Origin of the sequence: Peteryoungia ipomoeae, from assembly GCF_004912165.1 — a bacterium.
In the GTDB taxonomy this organism is placed as follows: Bacteria; Pseudomonadota; Alphaproteobacteria; order Rhizobiales; family Rhizobiaceae; genus Allorhizobium; species Allorhizobium ipomoeae.
Genome location: NZ_STGV01000002.1, coordinates 441,105 through 456,277 on the forward strand (window position 1 = coordinate 441,105; position 15,173 = coordinate 456,277).

The window sequence follows — 15,173 nt, forward strand, 5'->3', positions numbered from 1 at the left end:
GTCTTTATCTCCTTAGACGCTCAGGCCGCCGAACAGCGTCGGCACGTCGAGCGGGCGGAAACCGTAGTGGCTCATCCAGCGCACATCGGCGTTGAAGAAGTCGCGCAGGTCCGGCATGCCGTATTTCAGCATCGCGATGCGGTCGAGGCCCATGCCCCAGGCAAAGCCCTGGTACTCGTCCGGGTCGAGGCCGCCGGCACGCAGCACGTTCGGATGAACCATGCCGCAGCCCAGGATTTCCATCCAGTCCTTGCCTTCGCCGAACTTGACGATCGGGCCCGAGGACCGGTCGCACTGGATGTCGACCTCGAAGCTCGGCTCGGTGAAGGGGAAGAAGGACGGGCGGAAGCGCATGGTGACGCTGTCGACTTCAAAGAAGGCCTTGCAGAATTCTTCCAGAATCCAGCGCATGTGGCCGACATTCGCCGTCTTGTCGATGACCAGGCCTTCGACCTGGTGGAACATCGGCGAATGGGTGGCGTCGGAATCCTGCCGATAGGTCTTGCCCGGGATGACGATGCGGATCGGCGGCTTCTGGCTCTCCATTGTGCGGACCTGCACCGGTGAGGTGTGCGTGCGCAGAACCTTGCGCTCACCGGCCTCGTTCGGCTGGAGGAAGAAGGTGTCGTGCATCTCGCGGGCCGGATGGCCTTCCGGGAAGTTCAGTGCCGTGAAGTTGTAGTAGTCGGTCTCGATGTCCGGACCTTCGGCAATCGAGAAGCCCATGTCGGCGAAGATCGCGGTGATCTCATCGACGATCTGGCTGATCGGATGGATGCGGCCACGTTCTGCCGGCGACGAACGGACCGGCAGGGAAACGTCGAGGGTCTCCGCCTTCAGGCGCGCGTTGATTGCGGCGTCCTTGAGCGTGTTCTTCCGCGTGGTGATCTCTTCGGTGATCTCGTTCTTCAAGGCGTTGATGGCCGCGCCGCGGGTCTGGCGCTCTTCCGGGGTCATCGAGCCCAGTGTCTTCAGAAGTTCGGAAACCGAGCCCTTTTTGCCGAGTGCTGCGACACGCACGCTTTCGATCGCCTGTTCGTCGCCGGCGGCGGCGATCTCCGCCAGGAGCTGTGCCTTCAATGCGTCTAGTTCAACCATCTTGTCCTGCCTTGGCGGTGTTCCAGCCCTCCGCTGCCGTGAGCGGGGCCTTTGTCAAAAATTCGGTTGCCATGATGAAGCGTCGCAGATCACTACCCATGTGAACGCGGCCGATCAACCGGGCGAGCGGCAAAATTCGGCCAATCACGCGCGTCAGGCTGCGCAATTGATGCCGTGCCGCCTCAGGCGCGCCGGCCGACCATGCTTCAAGCGCTGCCGGGCATGTTGCTTGCGGCTCCGCGGCTGTTGAAGTGACGATCAGAAAATAGAGAAGGACGTCGCGGGCCTGCGCCATGCCAAGGGGCATCACGGCCGCCGGATCCTCTTCGAAATCCATGAATCCAACCTCACCATCGCGCAGGAAGAAGTCTCGCACGTGGGGGCGACCATGGCTCAAGCCTGCGGCGTGGACCCGCCCGAGCTGCCGCGCCGCCTTGATCAGCAGCGCGTCGTGGCGTGCGGGATCATCACCGCGCATCTCCTTCAGTGTCTGCTGCAGCGTCGGCCCGACATCGGCCATCACCATCGCGGTCTTCGAAGCATAGAGGATGCGCGGCACCGCAAAGCCTGCTTTTGCGAATGCGGCCATGCGGGCAACTTCCCTGGCCTGCATCGCTTCCGGCGCCAGTTGCGGCGACGGCGTCAGGAAGGGGATGCGCAGCAGGGCAGCCAGACCGCCCTGGATCGAGACCAGTGGCGGCAGCACCTTCACCCCCTGGCGCTTGATCCAGAGCCGGCGGTGCGGCAGGTCCAGACACTGGACGCGACCGTCACTGCCGACAAGCACCTTTAGCACTTCGGCGATCTCGTGATCTGCGAGCTCCGCACCATTGATTATCGGTCCGAAGCCTTCTCCTAGATAAGCCATGGCAACCTTCTGCCGCTGGGGCAATACAAGGAAAAACCCGCGCTGGCGATCCAGCGCGGGTTTCCCAGATAGTCACAAATTTGGGAAGCGCTGGCTTACTTGACCGCGCTTTCAAACTCGTTGGCCGAACCGGCATCCTTGAGGTACTCGAGAGCCTTCTTGGAGGCTTCGACCAGCGCACCGAATGCTGCCGGCTCATGGATGGCCATGTCGGAGAGAACCTTGCGGTCGACTTCGATGCCAGCCTTGTTGAGGCCGTCAATGAAGCGGCCGTAGGTCAGGCCGAATTCGCGGACAGCAGCGTTGATACGCTGGATCCACAGAGCGCGGAAGTTGCGCTTGTTGTTCTTGCGGTCGCGGTAAGCAAACTGCTTGGAACGATCAACAGCAGCCTTTGCTGCGCGGATCGTGTTCTTGCGGCGGCCGTAGAAACCCTTGGCCTGCTTGAATACCTTGTTGTGCTTGGCGCGGGAAGTTACGCCACGTTTTACGCGTGCCATGTCATGATCTCCTTAATGGTCCAATAGCGATCGGGTCTCAGAGACCGTTCGGCAGGTAGTTCTTTACGACCTTCTTGCCGTCTGGTTCAGCCAGAACCATCGTGCCGCGGGCGTCGCGAATGAACTTGTTGGACCGCTTGATCATGCCGTGGCGCTTGCCGGCGGCAGCCGCCTTGACCTTGCCAGTGGCGGTAATCTTGAACCGCTTCTTGGCAGCAGACTTCGTCTTCATCTTGGGCATTTTGCTACTCCATTTTTCTTGTATCGAAGCCTGCTGACGAGGCTGGCTTCAAGCATCAAAAACGGCCACGGCATGCCCTGCCGGACCGTTCGGACGGGGGCTTATAACCGCGACGCCCCAAAAGCGCAACGGGGTGAGCGCTGAATCTTCGCCCGAAACTATCGTGAGGCCGGCAATTGCAGGCTGACATGCAAACCTCCCAGCTCCGATCCAGCAAAGGAGATCGAACCGCCATAGGCTGCCAGGACGTCCGCGGTGATTGCAAGGCCAAGCCCTGTGCCATTATCCGGCTCCAGATGAACGCCTCTGCTGACGATCTGTTTGAGGTCACCCTCGGCTACGCCGGGGCCGTCATCCTCGACATCCACGCGAATGAGCTGCTCATGCCGCCGGGCAGAGACCGCAATCGTGGCGCTGGCAAAACGGCTTGCATTGTCGAGCACATTTCCCAGAGCCTCGGCCAAATCGGCAGGGTCCATGTCAACCGTCAGATGCTCGTCGATGTTGACGTTCCAAACGACATGTCTTGCTGCGGTGACGGGCGAAAGAACGGTAACGAGCTTGCCCGTCAGCGAAGCGAGGCCTGCATGGGCCATCTGCTCGACTCCGAGACGCGCCGATTGCAGCTGTCGATCCGCCCGCTGGCGGATAAGATCGACCTGCTGGCGCACCAGATCCCGCTCCTGCTGCGGCAGGTTGTCGGAGAGTTGAAGTAGGACAGTGAGTGGCGTCTTCAGACCATGGGCGAGATCGCTCGCCCGCGCTCGCGCTCGCTCGATGGCCGTTTCACGCTCTTTGAGCAACTGATTGAGTTCGCTGACCAGCGGCTTCAATTCAGTTGGCCCATCGCCGCGCACCTCGTCACTTAGCCCGGCTCGAACCAGCGCAACATCCGACTGGAGACGTGACAAGGGGGCGAGACCAATGCCGATCTGCATGAAGGCCGCTGCAAACAATACGCCCGCCGTCATCAGCAGCATGACGGTCAGTGCCCCGTGATAGTCCGAAATCGCATCGTCAATGACCTGGCGATCGAATGCCGCCAGGATGGTGAAGGGTCTTGCGCCCTCCGGCATTTCAATTTCTACTTGTCGCTCTTCGACAAAAATGATCGCGCCATTTGGCCCTTCAGCCTCCCGAAAGCCGTAGAGGCCTCGCCTCAAGGTTTTGACATCCAGTTCCACATCCCAGAGCGATCGGGAACGAATGATGAGCTGCCCCTCTCCGATCACCTGCCAATAGAGGCCTCCAGCCGGCAGATTAAAGCGCGGATCACTCGGCTCGGCGGCAATTCTTGGCTCCTTGCCGGACAGATCTATATTGGCCGCCAGCTGATCGATGATCGCGGAGAGGTCCGAACGATGGCGATCCGATGCATAGCTGGAGAAGAGACGGCTCAGGCCCAAACCAACAAGCACGAGAACGAAGGCTATCGCCAGAACGGCCCCGAGCAGCAGACGCAGGCGCAGAGACTGGATCATGGGGCCCCGCCGTCGAGCGTGTATCCGAAGCCTCGGCGCGTGGCGATTGCCGAGGGATGCGTCTTGCGCCGTATGCGGGCAATCATCGCTTCTACCGCATTTTTCGCGGCATCGTCGTCACGGCCCTGAACCTGGCGTGCGATATCGATTGGGTCGAATACCCGCTGGGGTTCGGCGACGAGAATGGAGAGAAGCCGGTATTCCAGCACGGTCAACTCGATCAGGCGCCCTTCGAACGTCACGCGCCGCGACGCTTCGTCCATGACGAAGCCGCCAGCCGCGACCGACTGCTTCTGCCGTCCGCCTGCTCGACGCAACAGCGCCTTCAAGCGTGCGATCAACTCCTCACTGCGGAAAGGTTTGGGCAGATAATCGTCTGCCCCGGCATCGAACCCGTCCACGCGTTCCATCCAGGATGCTCGCGCAGTCAGAACGAGAATTGGCGTGTCGAGGCCAGCAGCTCTCCAGCGCTTGAGGATCGAAAGACCGTCCATGCCGGGCAAACCAAGATCAAGGATAATTGCGCTGTAGTCACCGGTTTCGCCTTCCGCCCATACATCCGGGCCGGAAGCGAGATGCTCGACAGTAAAGCCCTCCGCCTCCAGCTTGGCGCGGGTGTGATCGGCAATCGTCTGATCGTCTTCGGCCAGAAGGATTCGCATCGATTACCACCCGAACAGGTTCAGTCTGCGGCCGCTCTCGGCGTCAAACTTGACGGTCCTCACGTTCGATCCGCTCTGAACCTTCAGTGTATAGTACGGCCTGGAGGCCTTCAGATTGAGATCAACCGCAATGACCCGGCCGCCGCCCGACGTCTCCACCCGCTTCAGGATTTCGCGCAAGGGTAAAATCTCGCCGCGACCAACAGCATCACGGGCACGCTGATGATCGCGACCTGAGCCGGACCGGTCAGGTTCGGAACCACTTCCGCTGTGGCCATCATCATCGTCATCATCATCGTGGTCGTCGTCCTTGTCGTCATCTCCCTTGTCGTCACGGCCATCATTGTCGTCATCGTTGTCGTCATCACTGCTGTCGCGATCGTTGTCACGACCATCCTTGCCCAGCGCCGCGGGTGCAGCACCGAGCACTCCCGCACCCGCCGTGCCGGCCATGAGAGCGAAAAGAAAGAAGCGACGATCCATGAGGTTTAAACCATTGTTCCTCAGCCAGAGTAGCGCGGCCACGGGTTTATACCAACAGACGAAATTACACCCGCCCGGCGGGGGACCGGGCGGGGCGAAACGGCGCATCTATCCCCGCGGCGGCTGAGGGTTTCGCCGTTTCGAGCAGATCAGGGAGCGGGTATGATCGTGACGCCGGTCAAGGTACCCCGCGGCGCTCGCACCTTAATCTCGGTATTGCCGTGCTCTTGCTCGAACTCATAAGACAATCGCTTGCCGTTTTGATCGACCGGGATCATCGAGCCGGCCCGCAAACCGCTGAGCTGCCTCTCATTGACGATGACACGAATTTCGTCGCGATCACCACCACGGCCCCGACGATCATCATCACGGCCATCGTCGTCGCGGTCGTCATCCTCGTCGTCGTCATCGCGATCGTCGTCGTCATCGCCATCTGATCGATCACGATCACGATCACGATCACGATCGCGGTCGCGGTCGCGGTCGCGACCCGAGCTGTCATCATCGTCGTTGCTGCTGCTGTCATCACTGGTGTCGTCATCACCATCGTCATCGCCGCCACGCGCTTCGGCATGCTGCTGGACAAGGGCGGAAATCGAGGTCGGCGCAAAGGCGCTCGCCAGTGGCAGGATGACGAGGGCCGCAAGGGCGGTGCTCGAAACAAGCAGGGTACGTCTAACCAATTGGGTCATGAGGAATCCTCTGTGTCGTGATCAAGGAAATCTGCTCTACGGACAGATACTATCGCACCCTGCCTGACAGCCGGACCGCATCGTTTATCAGCAACTTGTCAGAAACAGTAGGGCCCAGAAATGAGGAGACAAAGCCAATAAAAAAGCCGCCTTGCGGGCGGCTTTTGGATCGTCACGATGATTTGCGCTTACCTTGGTGCAAGAACCATCATCATCTGACGACCTTCGAGCTTCGGCTCGGCTTCAACCTTGGCAATCGTCAGTGTATCTTCCTTGACCTGAAGCAGAAGCTTCATCCCGAGTTCCTGGTGCGCCATTTCACGGCCGCGGAACTTCAGGGTTACCTTGACCTTATCGCCTTCTTCAAAGAAGCGGTTCATCGCCTTCATCTTCACCTCATAATCATGGGTGTCGATGTTCGGGCGCATTTTGATTTCTTTGACTTCGACGATCTTCTGCTTCTTGCGCGCTTCAGCCGCCTTCTTCTGGTTGGCGTATTTCAGCTTGCCGAGATCCAGAATCTTACAAACCGGAGGCTCGGCATTCGGAGAAATCTCAACCAAATCCAGGCCGGCCTCTTCCGCCATGCGCAACGCCTGATCCGTCGGCACAACACCGAGGTTCGCGCCCTCTTCGTTGATCAACTGAACTTTCGGAATGCGGATTTCTCGGTTGGAGCGCGGCCCATCCTTAACGGGGGCATCGGTCTTGAACGGTCTGCGAATGGTCGTGGTCTCCTCAAAAATTAGCACTTTGCCGCAGGCTAAACCCGCGCTCGCGCACGTTTCATGGCTATGTGATATCTACGGCGACAGTGTCAATAGCACGCTCGCGAAAGAAAATCACCTGTTGTCCGCATCATTCGGGTTGTGATCTACAGGCCAAGACATGAAAAGGAGCGCCTCCATGACGTTAGAGCAAGGCAATGTTACCGAGACATCGATCACGGTCGGTATCGGCGACGATGCGAGAACCATAGCCTCGGTGATCCGCGGCGGCACCTCTGACAAGGCAGCACTCGTCTGGCTCGGCGGATACCGATCCGACATGTCGGGAACGAAAGCCCTGGAAATGGACGAATTGGCGAAGGCACAGGGGCTTGCGTCTCTTCGCTTCGATTACTCCGGCCACGGGGTTTCCGGTGGCGATTTTGCGCGCGGCACCATCTCCCGCTGGACCGAGGAAGCCATCGCGGCCATTCGCCATACCGGCCTTCAGAAAATTCTGCTTGTCGGATCGTCGATGGGGGGCTGGATTGCGCTCCGCCTTATCCAGGAAGCCAGGCGTCAGAGCCTTGAATTCAAGATCGAAGGTCTCGTCCTGATTGCGCCTGCGCCAGACTTCACCAGCGATCTGATCGAGCCGAACCTCACGGACGAAGAGAGGAAGTCCTTGGTCGAGCGCGGCTTCTTTGAAGAAATCTCGGAGTACAGCCCGGAGCCGAACATCTTTACCCGGGCGCTGCTGGAAGACGGACGACAGAACCGCGTGCTGACGGGTTTGATAGAGACAGGATGCCCGGTGCATATCCTCCAGGGCATGAATGACCCGGATGTGCCCTATGCTCACGCGCTCAAGTTGATGGAATTCCTACCGCTTGACGACGTCGTTCTGACGCTGATCCGCGACGGTGATCACCGATTGTCGCGACCTGAAGACATCGAGCGGATGAAAGCAGCAATCCTCGGCATGCTCTAGGCGCCGTCGCGGTGTGACATGACGGAGAAAAGTGTCGCTTTTTAACCATAGTTTAGGAATTGCGTGAGGTGCCCTCCTCCATGCCGTTGACTTGGCTCACCACTCCACCTTAACGTTTTGTTAAGGATACGAGGGGACGAGTTCATGAAGAACGGTTCACGCGCCATTATGGCGCTCGTGACTGCTGCTGCGGTATTTGCTCCGGCGAGTGCTGGCTTTTCTGCATCGACGGCACCGCTGTCGATGATCACCGGACACGTGACCTCTCAGCCGATCGGGCACTACGAATTCTGTCAGACCTATCCTTACGAATGCAGCATTCGGACGCGCTCGACCGTGGCCCCGAAAGTTACCGACCATGGTTGGGAGACGATCCGGAAGATCAACGACGAGGTAAACCGATCCATCATTCCCATGACGGACCTCGAGATCCACGGCAAGGAAGAACTTTGGGTCTATCCGGTACTTGCCGGAGACTGTGAAGACTTCGCCCTTCTGAAGCGCAAGAAGCTTCAGAAAGCCGGCTTTTCGCTGGCCGACCTCTTGATTACCGTGGTTCGCAAACCCGATGGCGAGGGGCATGCCGTACTGACCGTGCGCACGCAGTCGGGGGATTTCGTACTCGACAACCTGCACGAAGAGGTGAAGCTGTGGAGCGAAACGCGCTACACCTTCCTCAAGCGTCAATCGAGCACCGATACCGGCCGCTGGGTAACGATTGAGAACGGCAGTTCCGAGGTTCTGGTCGGCGCACTGCGTTGAGATTGGCCAACTGAAGTGCCGCCGGTTCAAACGGGCTCACCGCAATAGACTAACTTTTTGATTTAGCCGGATTGTCCAGCACCGAAGCGATCCCGCTTGGGCTGGATATGCTCGGCCTTTTGGCAGGCCGCTCGGTCATCACAAGCGCCAGAATTGCGGCAACTGAAACGAGGGCGACTGCGAGAATTGCAGCAATCGCAGCACCTGCACCCCAGGCCTCATTCAGCCAGATAATGGTGAACGGCGCGAGGGCCGACACGATGATCCGGACCGAGGCGAGGCTGCCAGTTCGGCGCCCATAACCAGCCGCACCGAAATAATGCAACGGAAGTACGCCGCGGGCGATCGAGGTTAGCCCCTGGCCGGCGCCGTAAAGCAGGGCAAAAGACAGCACAAAAATCGCCATCGGGCCGGCGAGGACACCGCCGAACAGCAGCATCAAGCCAAGCGTCATCGAAACTGCAGCAATCACGGCCGTCACCGGCGGCGAGAAGAGGTTGCGCCTGAGATAGCCGATCAGCCGTGCAGCAACTTGGCTCGGGCCGATAAGGCTGCCGGCGAGCGTTGCCACAGTGGCACCGTAGCCGAGGCTGGCCAGGAGAACGAGCAGCGTTGCACCGACCGCAGAGAGCACAAATCCGCCTGCAGCAAAGGCAATAGCCATCAGCACAATTGCCCGGCGACCATTGATCGGCGTGCCGCCTTCAACGTCCTCCGCCTCAACCGCTTCGTTTTGGACATGCCTTACGCGCGGCAGCAAGAGGTGGATAGGCAGCGCGATTGCCAGATTCATTGCCGCCAGAAGGAAGTAGATCTCGCGCCAGGTGATCAACGTCAACAGCCATTGGAGCAGCGGCCAATAGATGGTCGAGGCAAAGCCGGCGATCAAGGTCACGAGAGTGATATGAGAGCGGGCTTCCCGACCGTGGATCTGGGCCAGCGCCGCAAAGCCCGCTTCATACTGGGCGGCAAGCGCGATGCATTCGCCGGCAAGCGCCAGCAAGATGAAATGGCCCGCGTTCTGCATCAACCCGAGAAGAGCAAGAACCGCTGCCGCCGCCAGCGAACCAAGGCTGAGCACGAGTCTGGCACCGAACCGATCCGCAAGCCGACCCAGCGGCGCGGCAACAGACGCACCGGCCAGCAGTCCGACCGAAAAGATGCCAAATACGAAGCTCTCTCCCCACCCGAACTCCTGCGCAATTTCGGGTGCGAGCACAGAGAACGAGTAGTAGAGCGTTCCGTAACCAATGGTCATGGTCACGCCAAGACCGATCGTCAGGGGTGAAAATCGCATCCGCCCGCTCTATGCGCTTCCTGTTGCAGATTGATGAAGGCGGGAACTCGGATCAGGCCGCCTCCTCGATCTTGATGGTTCACAGTGCTAACCCTGACCGATCAGCACCCCCGCGGCCAGGACCAGCGACCCACCGAGCACCACCTGCATGGCTGCACGCCAGAACGGCGTTGCCATGTAGCGGTTCTGGATGAAGGCGATGGCCCAGAGCTCGAAAAAGACAATCACGATCGCGGTAATTGTCGCTGTCCAGAAATGCGGGATCAAGTATGGCAGCGCATGACCGAGGCCGCCGAGCGTCGTCATAATACCCGACGCCAGTCCGCGCTTCACAGGCGAGCCACGACCCGAAAGCTTTCCATCGTCATGGGCTGCTTCCGTGAAGCCCATGGAAATGCCGGCACCAACCGAGGCAGAAAGCCCGATCAGGAAAGTCGACCAGGTGTCGCCGGTCGCAAAGGCGGCTGCAAAGATCGGGGCAAGGGTCGAGACCGAGCCATCCATCAAACCCGCAAGACCCGGTTGGACGTAGGTCAGAATGAACTGGCGCTTGCTGGTGTCGTCCTCCGCGGCCCGCGCATCCTCCGACAAATGCTGCTCACCAAGCATGGTGGCGATTTCTTCATGGCCCTGTTCAGCCATGGCGAGATCGCCAAGAAGTTTGCGGATGGAGGCATCTGAGGTTCTCTGGGCTGCCTCGTGGTAAAAGCGATAGGCCCCCTCTTCCATGCGCATTGCCTCGATGCGGATCTGCTCAAGCGTCAGGTTCTTGCGCAGCCAGTCGGGCTTGCGGTCGTAAAACCCACGAACATGCTCACGCCGGATCAACGGTATGCGCTCGCCGAAATGCTGACGATGCATGTCGATCAGCATGTTACGATGTGTATGTTCAACCTCGGCCATGTCTTCAAAGACCTTGGCTGAGTGCGGCGATGCCGCGCGGAGTTGATCCGCATAGGCCAGATAAATGCGGGCATCATCCTCTTCGGAGGAGATGGCAAGAGCCAGGATCTCCTGCTCGGATAGGCTGTCGAAGCTGCGCTTGGCGCTAGAGGAGAGACTGAACATCGGAGGCTTCCAGTTTAGAATTATTCTAATGATAGGGGTGATTGCGGCTTGTATCAAGTCGCCATATGGACCATTTCAGACAGACTTGGCGTGAGGACCAGGCCCCGCAATGAAAAGGCGAATGAGATGACGACGGAACTGACAGGCCGCGCTGCCCATCGTGCAGATATTACCGCGTGTGCAGAGGCGGAGATGGCTGGCATGGGTGTGGATCCAGCCTTTATCGACCGTCTTGTCGAGACCTTCTACGGCCATATTCGTCGCCATCCCGATTTGGGGCCGGTCTTCGACGGCCGGCTGTCCGGACGCTGGCCGGAGCATATGGTGAAGATGAAAGCTTTTTGGGGCTCGGTCGCGTTCAAGACCGGCGCCTATGGCGGCAAGCCGGTTCAGGCGCACCAAGGCGTGGATGGCATGGCCGAAGGGCTTTTCCTCAAATGGCTGCAACTCTTCTCCGACACGCTGGTCGAAATCGGCGCCTCGGATGCGGCGCATGCCTGGTTCATGGCCAGCGCCGAACGGATCGCGAAAAGCCTTGTGCTTTCCCTGTTCTACAATCCAGCCCTCGACGATCCGCGTCGCCGCTGATTGTCCTGTTCCTTGCGCGGAAGGACCCGAGTGCGAAATAAAATGCAAACGAAACCGCTTTTAAGGACAACAAAATAAGCGATCATACTTGCGCTCGGCTCTGGCTGCATCTACACCGCCCGCGCAAGCGGGCATGCGCGTCCGCCATGACAGACCGAGGAAATTCACCATGAACCGCCGTCACTTCTTCAAGCAGGCCGGGATCGCCGGCGTAGGTGCCGCGGCACTCGCCGCACCGGCCCTGGCCCAGGAAAACCCGAAGATCACCTGGCGCCTCGCCTCTTCGTTCCCGAAGAGCCTCGACATCATCTTCGGCGCTGCGACCGATATTGCCGAGAGCGTTTCGAAAGCGACGGGCGGTCAGTTCGAGATCCAGGTCTTTTCCGCCGGCGAAATCGTGCCGCCGCTGCAGGTTGCAGATGCAGTGTCCGAACAGACGATCGAAATGGGACATACCTGCGCCTATTACTATATTGGCAAGGACCCGGCCTTTGCGCTCGGCACGGCCGTACCCTTCGGCCTTAACGCCCGCATGACCAATTCCTGGCTCACAGCCGGCGGAGGCAACGAATTGCTCAACGAATTCCTCGCGGGCCACAAGCTCTACGCCCTGCCGGCCGGCAACACTGGTGCCCAGATGGGCGGCTGGTATCGCAAGGAAATCAAGACAATTGACGACCTGAAGGGCCTGAAGATGCGGATTGCCGGTCTTGCCGGCGAAATCATGTCGAAGGTTGGCGTGACGCCGCAGCAGATTGCGGGATCCGACGTCTATCCGGCACTCGAGAAGGGTACGATCGATGCTACCGAATTCGTCGGCCCCTATGACGATCTGAAGCTCGGCTTCTACAAGGTTGCGCCCTACTACTACTATCCAGCCTGGTGGGAAGGCGGCCCGGTTGTGCATGCCTTCTTCAACCTGGAAAAGTTCAACTCCCTGCCGGAAAACTACAAGCGCATCCTGACCGACGCCTGCGCTGCAGCCAACGCCCGCATGCTTGCCCGCTACGACGCGTCGAATGCAGCGGCACTTCGCGAACTCGTCGCCGGCGGCGCGCAGCTTCGCGCCTTTTCCTCCGACATTCTTGACGTCTGCCACAAGGCGGCGAAAGAGACCTATGCAGAGCTGTCGGGCAAGAACGAGTGGTTTAAGAAGCTGTATGACAGCCAGCAGGCTTTCAAGCAGGATGCTTACCTCTGGTCCCAGGTCGCAGAATACAGCTTCGACACCTACCAGATGATCCAGCAGCGGCAGGGTACGCTCTAAGCGCTCATCACTCACATCAAACAAGAAGAGCCCGGGCATCTCTACCCGGGCTCTTTCATTGTGGAGCGAGGAAAACTATCCCTCCAGCCCCTTCAGCACATTGGCCACATTCAGCCCGATTTCCGGTACGCCGTAGCCGCCTTCCATCAGGGTCAGAACGGGAATGCCGGCGCCGGCGATCATGTCGCCCATACGGATATAGTCAGGCGATTTTAGCTTGAAGAAGCTGATGGGGTCCTGCTCGAAGGTATCGACGCCCAGCGACACCACGATGGCTTCTGCGCCGTAAGATTTGATCCGCTCCAAGCTATCCGCGAGCGCCGCTGACCACACGTCCCAGGGCGTGCCGCGCGGCATGGGGTAATTGGCGTTCAGCCCTTCGCCCTCGCCTTCACCAGTTTCGTCCGGGTAGCCGAGGAAATACGGGAAGGCATCCTGCGGCTCGCCATGCAGGGAAGCGAAAAAGATGTCGCCGCGTCGATAGGTGATATCCTGGGTGCCGTTGCCGTGGTGAAAATCGACGTCGAGAATTGCGACCTTCTTCATGCCCTGATCGAGAAGACGCTGTGCGGCAACAGCCGCATTGTTGATAAAGCAATAGCCGCCAAAGAGATCGATACCGGCGTGATGGCCGGGCGGGCGGCAGAGCGAGAAGGCAAAGCGATTGCCCTCGGAGAGCCAATCTGCACCTGAGAGGGCGACGTCCATTGAGGCAAGCGCTGCCTCATAGGTTCCCTTGGTAATCGCCGTTTCCGCCGAGTTGGTGTAATAGCCCACTGCGCCGTCGATATTCTTGGGCACACGTCCCGTCTGGCTGCGCCGGCAGGGGAAGGAGGTCGCAATCGCCTCTCCCTCGAAACCATGCGCTTCCCAGCGGTCCCAGCAGGTGCGGAGGAATTCCAGATAACCGGCATCATGGACCTTCAAGGCCGTTTCCAGACCATGTTCATCAGGCGCATGCACATCGGTGAAGCCCGCCTCTCGCACACCGGCGAGAATCCATTCCGCGCGAAACGGACCTTCGAATGGCTTAACCAACAGGCCACCATGCAGCTCGGTCAAAGCGTCCCGCAATTTGTGCTTTTCAGAGTAGAATACGCGCATATGGAGTTTTCCTCGGTTTTCCCGAAGCAAACCTAGCCCTGCAGCATGGGCTCTCACAAGACACAAGAGGCGGCTTTCCAGGTCAGATGACCAAGAAAACCGCCCCTACCCCGGCCCCCGCCGAAAATTGTCCGGCTCGGCGACGATGCTCTCCGTACGGATGCGTGAACGCCAAGCGTTCCTCTGACATAGCAGATCTCTGCCTTATAGCCAGCGGTTGGCTCAGACGTTTTTTGGGTGCCTTCCTTAGAGTGACGCGCGCAGGGATTTGTAGAAGACAACGGTGTCGCAGTAGCGCCCATCGGGGAACAGCGCATAGTCGGGAATGATGCCGGAGCGCTGCCAGCCGAGCCGATCGTATAGCTGCTCGGCAAGCTCTCCCCTCGCCGTGTCGAGCACGAGCAACCAGCGTCCGGAAGAAGCGGCCCCTTCCTCGGCAGCGGCCATCAGGCGACGGGCGAGACCAAGATTGCGCGCACTGCGATGCACCAGAAGCTTCATCAGATCCGCCCGATGGGGCTGATTGGGCTTCAACGCAAAACCGACCTGTACCGTGCCGACGAGAGCGCCGGAGAGAAAAGCGCCGTAAAGTAGAATTTCGCGGCGCCCGACGCTGGTTGCCACGTCACGCCAATAGGCATGCCCTTCAGACACCGCAAATGATCGCATAAACCCCACGGAGGCATTGTCGTCGATGCAATCGGCGAGGATTGCCGTCAAATCGGCCAGCCGCTCATGCGCTTCCTGTTCTGAGAGCAGACGCACCTCAATTATAGGTTGGTTCATCGTTCAAGGCTCCACGGAAATGATGACGGCATAACGAGCGGGCTTTTCCGAGCGATTGCGATAGCCATGAACATCGGCAACGTTCATGAACAGGCAATCGCCCGCGCCCAGGTGATAAGTGATGTCCCCCACCGCCATCTCGATTTCGCCTTCAAAGACCCAGACATATTGCGTCTGGTTTCGCGCCGAAAGGCTTCCCGGCAAGCGCACCTCTGCACCCGGCGGAAACTCCACCTCTACAATGTCCGTCAAGCTTCCCAAGCCCTGTGGCGAGACAGAGCGCCGAACATAACCGCTCTCCGGGTCACGCCAGAGCGGCTGTTCCCCGGCGCGGCAGAGTGGCCTGGCGACTACGCGCTCATCGGCGAAAAATGTCGAGAGCGTCGTTCCAAGGGCTGCACAAAGGCGCGCGAGCAGCGCTGCCGTAGGGCTTGCCTCACCGCGTTCGACACGCGAAATCATCGCGCGGCTGACGCCGGAAGCCTTGGCCAACTGCTCCAGTGTAAGCCCGCGCTTGATGCGAAGATCTCTGACCCTGTTCGCGACGTCGATGTCAAAATTCTCAGCTCTTTCCATTA

The 15,173-nt window shown here is 59.4% G+C and carries 18 protein-coding genes; 4 read left to right on the forward strand and 14 right to left on the reverse strand.

Annotated features, from left to right (window positions below; all coding sequences use genetic code 11):
- Positions 1-12: 12 nt before the first annotated feature.
- The 9 genes from pheS to infC all read right to left on the reverse strand — a co-directional run bounded on the left by pheS (position 13) and on the right by infC (position 6,750).
- Positions 13-1,098 (reverse strand): phenylalanine--tRNA ligase subunit alpha, encoded by a 1,086-nt coding sequence (pheS, locus tag FAA97_RS08580; protein ID WP_136598113.1) that lies wholly within the window; start codon positions 1,096-1,098, stop codon positions 13-15.
- Positions 1,091-1,966, reverse strand: coding sequence for a BUD32 family EKC/KEOPS complex subunit (locus tag FAA97_RS08585; RefSeq protein WP_136598114.1), 876 nt, complete (start codon positions 1,964-1,966; stop codon positions 1,091-1,093). The genes pheS and FAA97_RS08585 overlap by 8 nt, the downstream gene beginning before the upstream one ends.
- Positions 1,967-2,061: 95 nt before the next feature.
- Entirely contained in the window at positions 2,062-2,466 is a 405-nt protein-coding gene (gene rplT, locus FAA97_RS08590) for a 50S ribosomal protein L20 (protein ID WP_136598115.1), read from the reverse strand.
- Positions 2,467-2,503: 37 nt separating this feature from the next.
- The gene (gene rpmI / locus FAA97_RS08595) at positions 2,504-2,707 is read right to left on the reverse strand and encodes a 50S ribosomal protein L35 (protein WP_136598116.1); all 204 of its coding nucleotides are present in this window, start codon (positions 2,705-2,707) and stop codon (positions 2,504-2,506) included.
- A gap of 158 nt (positions 2,708-2,865) precedes the next feature.
- The gene (locus FAA97_RS08600; RefSeq protein ID WP_136598117.1) at positions 2,866-4,188 is read right to left on the reverse strand and encodes a sensor histidine kinase; all 1,323 of its coding nucleotides are present in this window, start codon (positions 4,186-4,188) and stop codon (positions 2,866-2,868) included.
- A complete protein-coding gene (locus tag FAA97_RS08605; protein WP_136598118.1) occupies positions 4,185-4,850 on the reverse strand; it encodes a response regulator transcription factor in 666 nt (221 codons plus the stop codon). Before FAA97_RS08605 ends, FAA97_RS08600 begins: the two co-directional genes overlap by 4 nt.
- Positions 4,851-4,853: 3 nt before the next feature.
- Complete coding sequence (locus tag FAA97_RS21175) at positions 4,854-5,333, reverse strand: PepSY domain-containing protein (RefSeq protein ID WP_206109984.1); 480 nt, start codon at positions 5,331-5,333, stop codon at positions 4,854-4,856.
- A 149-nt stretch (positions 5,334-5,482) separates the two neighbouring features.
- On the reverse strand, positions 5,483-6,025 hold the full coding sequence (locus tag FAA97_RS08615; RefSeq protein WP_136598119.1) for a hypothetical protein: 543 nt from the start codon (positions 6,023-6,025) through the stop codon (positions 5,483-5,485).
- A gap of 188 nt (positions 6,026-6,213) precedes the next feature.
- Positions 6,214-6,750 (reverse strand): translation initiation factor IF-3, encoded by a 537-nt coding sequence (gene infC, locus FAA97_RS08620; protein ID WP_136598325.1) that lies wholly within the window; start codon positions 6,748-6,750, stop codon positions 6,214-6,216.
- Positions 6,751-6,931: 181 nt separating this feature from the next.
- Between infC and FAA97_RS08625 the strand changes: the two genes are divergently transcribed.
- Together FAA97_RS08625 and FAA97_RS08630 are read left to right on the forward strand one after the other, a co-directional pair.
- Entirely contained in the window at positions 6,932-7,723 is a 792-nt protein-coding gene (locus tag FAA97_RS08625) for an alpha/beta hydrolase (RefSeq protein ID WP_136598120.1), read from the forward strand.
- Between the two features lie 144 nt (positions 7,724-7,867).
- Positions 7,868-8,485 carry a transglutaminase-like cysteine peptidase gene (locus tag FAA97_RS08630; RefSeq protein ID WP_136598121.1) on the forward strand — a complete coding sequence of 206 codons (618 nt, stop codon included), beginning with the start codon at positions 7,868-7,870 and terminating at the stop codon, positions 8,483-8,485.
- A gap of 49 nt (positions 8,486-8,534) precedes the next feature.
- Here the strand turns inward: FAA97_RS08630 and FAA97_RS08635 are convergent, their stop codons facing one another.
- Both FAA97_RS08635 and mbfA read right to left on the reverse strand, forming a co-directional pair.
- Positions 8,535-9,782, reverse strand: coding sequence for an MFS transporter (locus tag FAA97_RS08635; protein ID WP_136598122.1), 1,248 nt, complete (start codon positions 9,780-9,782; stop codon positions 8,535-8,537).
- A gap of 87 nt (positions 9,783-9,869) precedes the next feature.
- Positions 9,870-10,850 carry an iron exporter MbfA gene (gene mbfA, locus FAA97_RS08640; protein WP_136598123.1) on the reverse strand — a complete coding sequence of 327 codons (981 nt, stop codon included), beginning with the start codon at positions 10,848-10,850 and terminating at the stop codon, positions 9,870-9,872.
- Between the two features lie 126 nt (positions 10,851-10,976).
- Between mbfA and FAA97_RS08645 the strand changes: the two genes are divergently transcribed.
- Positions 10,977-11,438 (forward strand): group III truncated hemoglobin, encoded by a 462-nt coding sequence (locus FAA97_RS08645; protein WP_136598124.1) that lies wholly within the window; start codon positions 10,977-10,979, stop codon positions 11,436-11,438.
- 169 nt (positions 11,439-11,607) lie between these two features.
- Positions 11,608-12,705 carry a TRAP transporter substrate-binding protein gene (locus FAA97_RS08650; RefSeq protein ID WP_136598125.1) on the forward strand — a complete coding sequence of 366 codons (1,098 nt, stop codon included), beginning with the start codon at positions 11,608-11,610 and terminating at the stop codon, positions 12,703-12,705.
- Between the two features lie 75 nt (positions 12,706-12,780).
- Here the strand turns inward: FAA97_RS08650 and FAA97_RS08655 are convergent, their stop codons facing one another.
- The 3 genes from FAA97_RS08655 to FAA97_RS08665 all read right to left on the reverse strand — a co-directional run bounded on the left by FAA97_RS08655 (position 12,781) and on the right by FAA97_RS08665 (position 15,171).
- Positions 12,781-13,809, reverse strand: a complete 1,029-nt coding sequence (locus FAA97_RS08655; protein ID WP_136598126.1) for a histone deacetylase family protein — start codon at positions 13,807-13,809, stop codon at positions 12,781-12,783.
- Between the two features lie 246 nt (positions 13,810-14,055).
- Positions 14,056-14,595, reverse strand: coding sequence for a GNAT family N-acetyltransferase (locus FAA97_RS08660; RefSeq protein ID WP_136598127.1), 540 nt, complete (start codon positions 14,593-14,595; stop codon positions 14,056-14,058).
- 3 nt (positions 14,596-14,598) lie between these two features.
- Entirely contained in the window at positions 14,599-15,171 is a 573-nt protein-coding gene (locus FAA97_RS08665) for a helix-turn-helix domain-containing protein (protein ID WP_136598128.1), read from the reverse strand.
- Positions 15,172-15,173 lie beyond the last annotated feature (2 nt).

What these genes read in the sequence shown, in the direction of transcription:
- pheS (WP_136598113.1), bottom strand. Translation starts at nt 1,098, where the DNA reads ATGGTTGAACTAGACGCATTGAAGGCACAGCTCCTGGCGGAGATCGCC.
- FAA97_RS08585 (WP_136598114.1), bottom strand. Translation starts at nt 1,966, where the DNA reads ATGGCTTATCTAGGAGAAGGCTTCGGACCGATAATCAATGGTGCGGAG.
- rplT (WP_136598115.1), bottom strand. Translation starts at nt 2,466, where the DNA reads ATGGCACGCGTAAAACGTGGCGTAACTTCCCGCGCCAAGCACAACAAG.
- rpmI (WP_136598116.1), bottom strand. Translation starts at nt 2,707, where the DNA reads ATGCCCAAGATGAAGACGAAGTCTGCTGCCAAGAAGCGGTTCAAGATT.
- FAA97_RS08600 (WP_136598117.1), bottom strand. Translation starts at nt 4,188, where the DNA reads ATGATCCAGTCTCTGCGCCTGCGTCTGCTGCTCGGGGCCGTTCTGGCG.
- FAA97_RS08605 (WP_136598118.1), bottom strand. Translation starts at nt 4,850, where the DNA reads ATGCGAATCCTTCTGGCCGAAGACGATCAGACGATTGCCGATCACACC.
- FAA97_RS21175 (WP_206109984.1), bottom strand. Translation starts at nt 5,333, where the DNA reads ATGGATCGTCGCTTCTTTCTTTTCGCTCTCATGGCCGGCACGGCGGGT.
- FAA97_RS08615 (WP_136598119.1), bottom strand. Translation starts at nt 6,025, where the DNA reads ATGACCCAATTGGTTAGACGTACCCTGCTTGTTTCGAGCACCGCCCTT.
- FAA97_RS08625 (WP_136598120.1), top strand. Translation starts at nt 6,932, where the DNA reads ATGACGTTAGAGCAAGGCAATGTTACCGAGACATCGATCACGGTCGGT.
- FAA97_RS08630 (WP_136598121.1), top strand. Translation starts at nt 7,868, where the DNA reads ATGAAGAACGGTTCACGCGCCATTATGGCGCTCGTGACTGCTGCTGCG.
- FAA97_RS08635 (WP_136598122.1), bottom strand. Translation starts at nt 9,782, where the DNA reads ATGCGATTTTCACCCCTGACGATCGGTCTTGGCGTGACCATGACCATT.
- mbfA (WP_136598123.1), bottom strand. Translation starts at nt 10,850, where the DNA reads ATGTTCAGTCTCTCCTCTAGCGCCAAGCGCAGCTTCGACAGCCTATCC.
- FAA97_RS08645 (WP_136598124.1), top strand. Translation starts at nt 10,977, where the DNA reads ATGACGACGGAACTGACAGGCCGCGCTGCCCATCGTGCAGATATTACC.
- FAA97_RS08650 (WP_136598125.1), top strand. Translation starts at nt 11,608, where the DNA reads ATGAACCGCCGTCACTTCTTCAAGCAGGCCGGGATCGCCGGCGTAGGT.
- FAA97_RS08655 (WP_136598126.1), bottom strand. Translation starts at nt 13,809, where the DNA reads ATGCGCGTATTCTACTCTGAAAAGCACAAATTGCGGGACGCTTTGACC.
- FAA97_RS08660 (WP_136598127.1), bottom strand. Translation starts at nt 14,595, where the DNA reads ATGAACCAACCTATAATTGAGGTGCGTCTGCTCTCAGAACAGGAAGCG.
- FAA97_RS08665 (WP_136598128.1), bottom strand. Translation starts at nt 15,171, where the DNA reads ATGGAAAGAGCTGAGAATTTTGACATCGACGTCGCGAACAGGGTCAGA.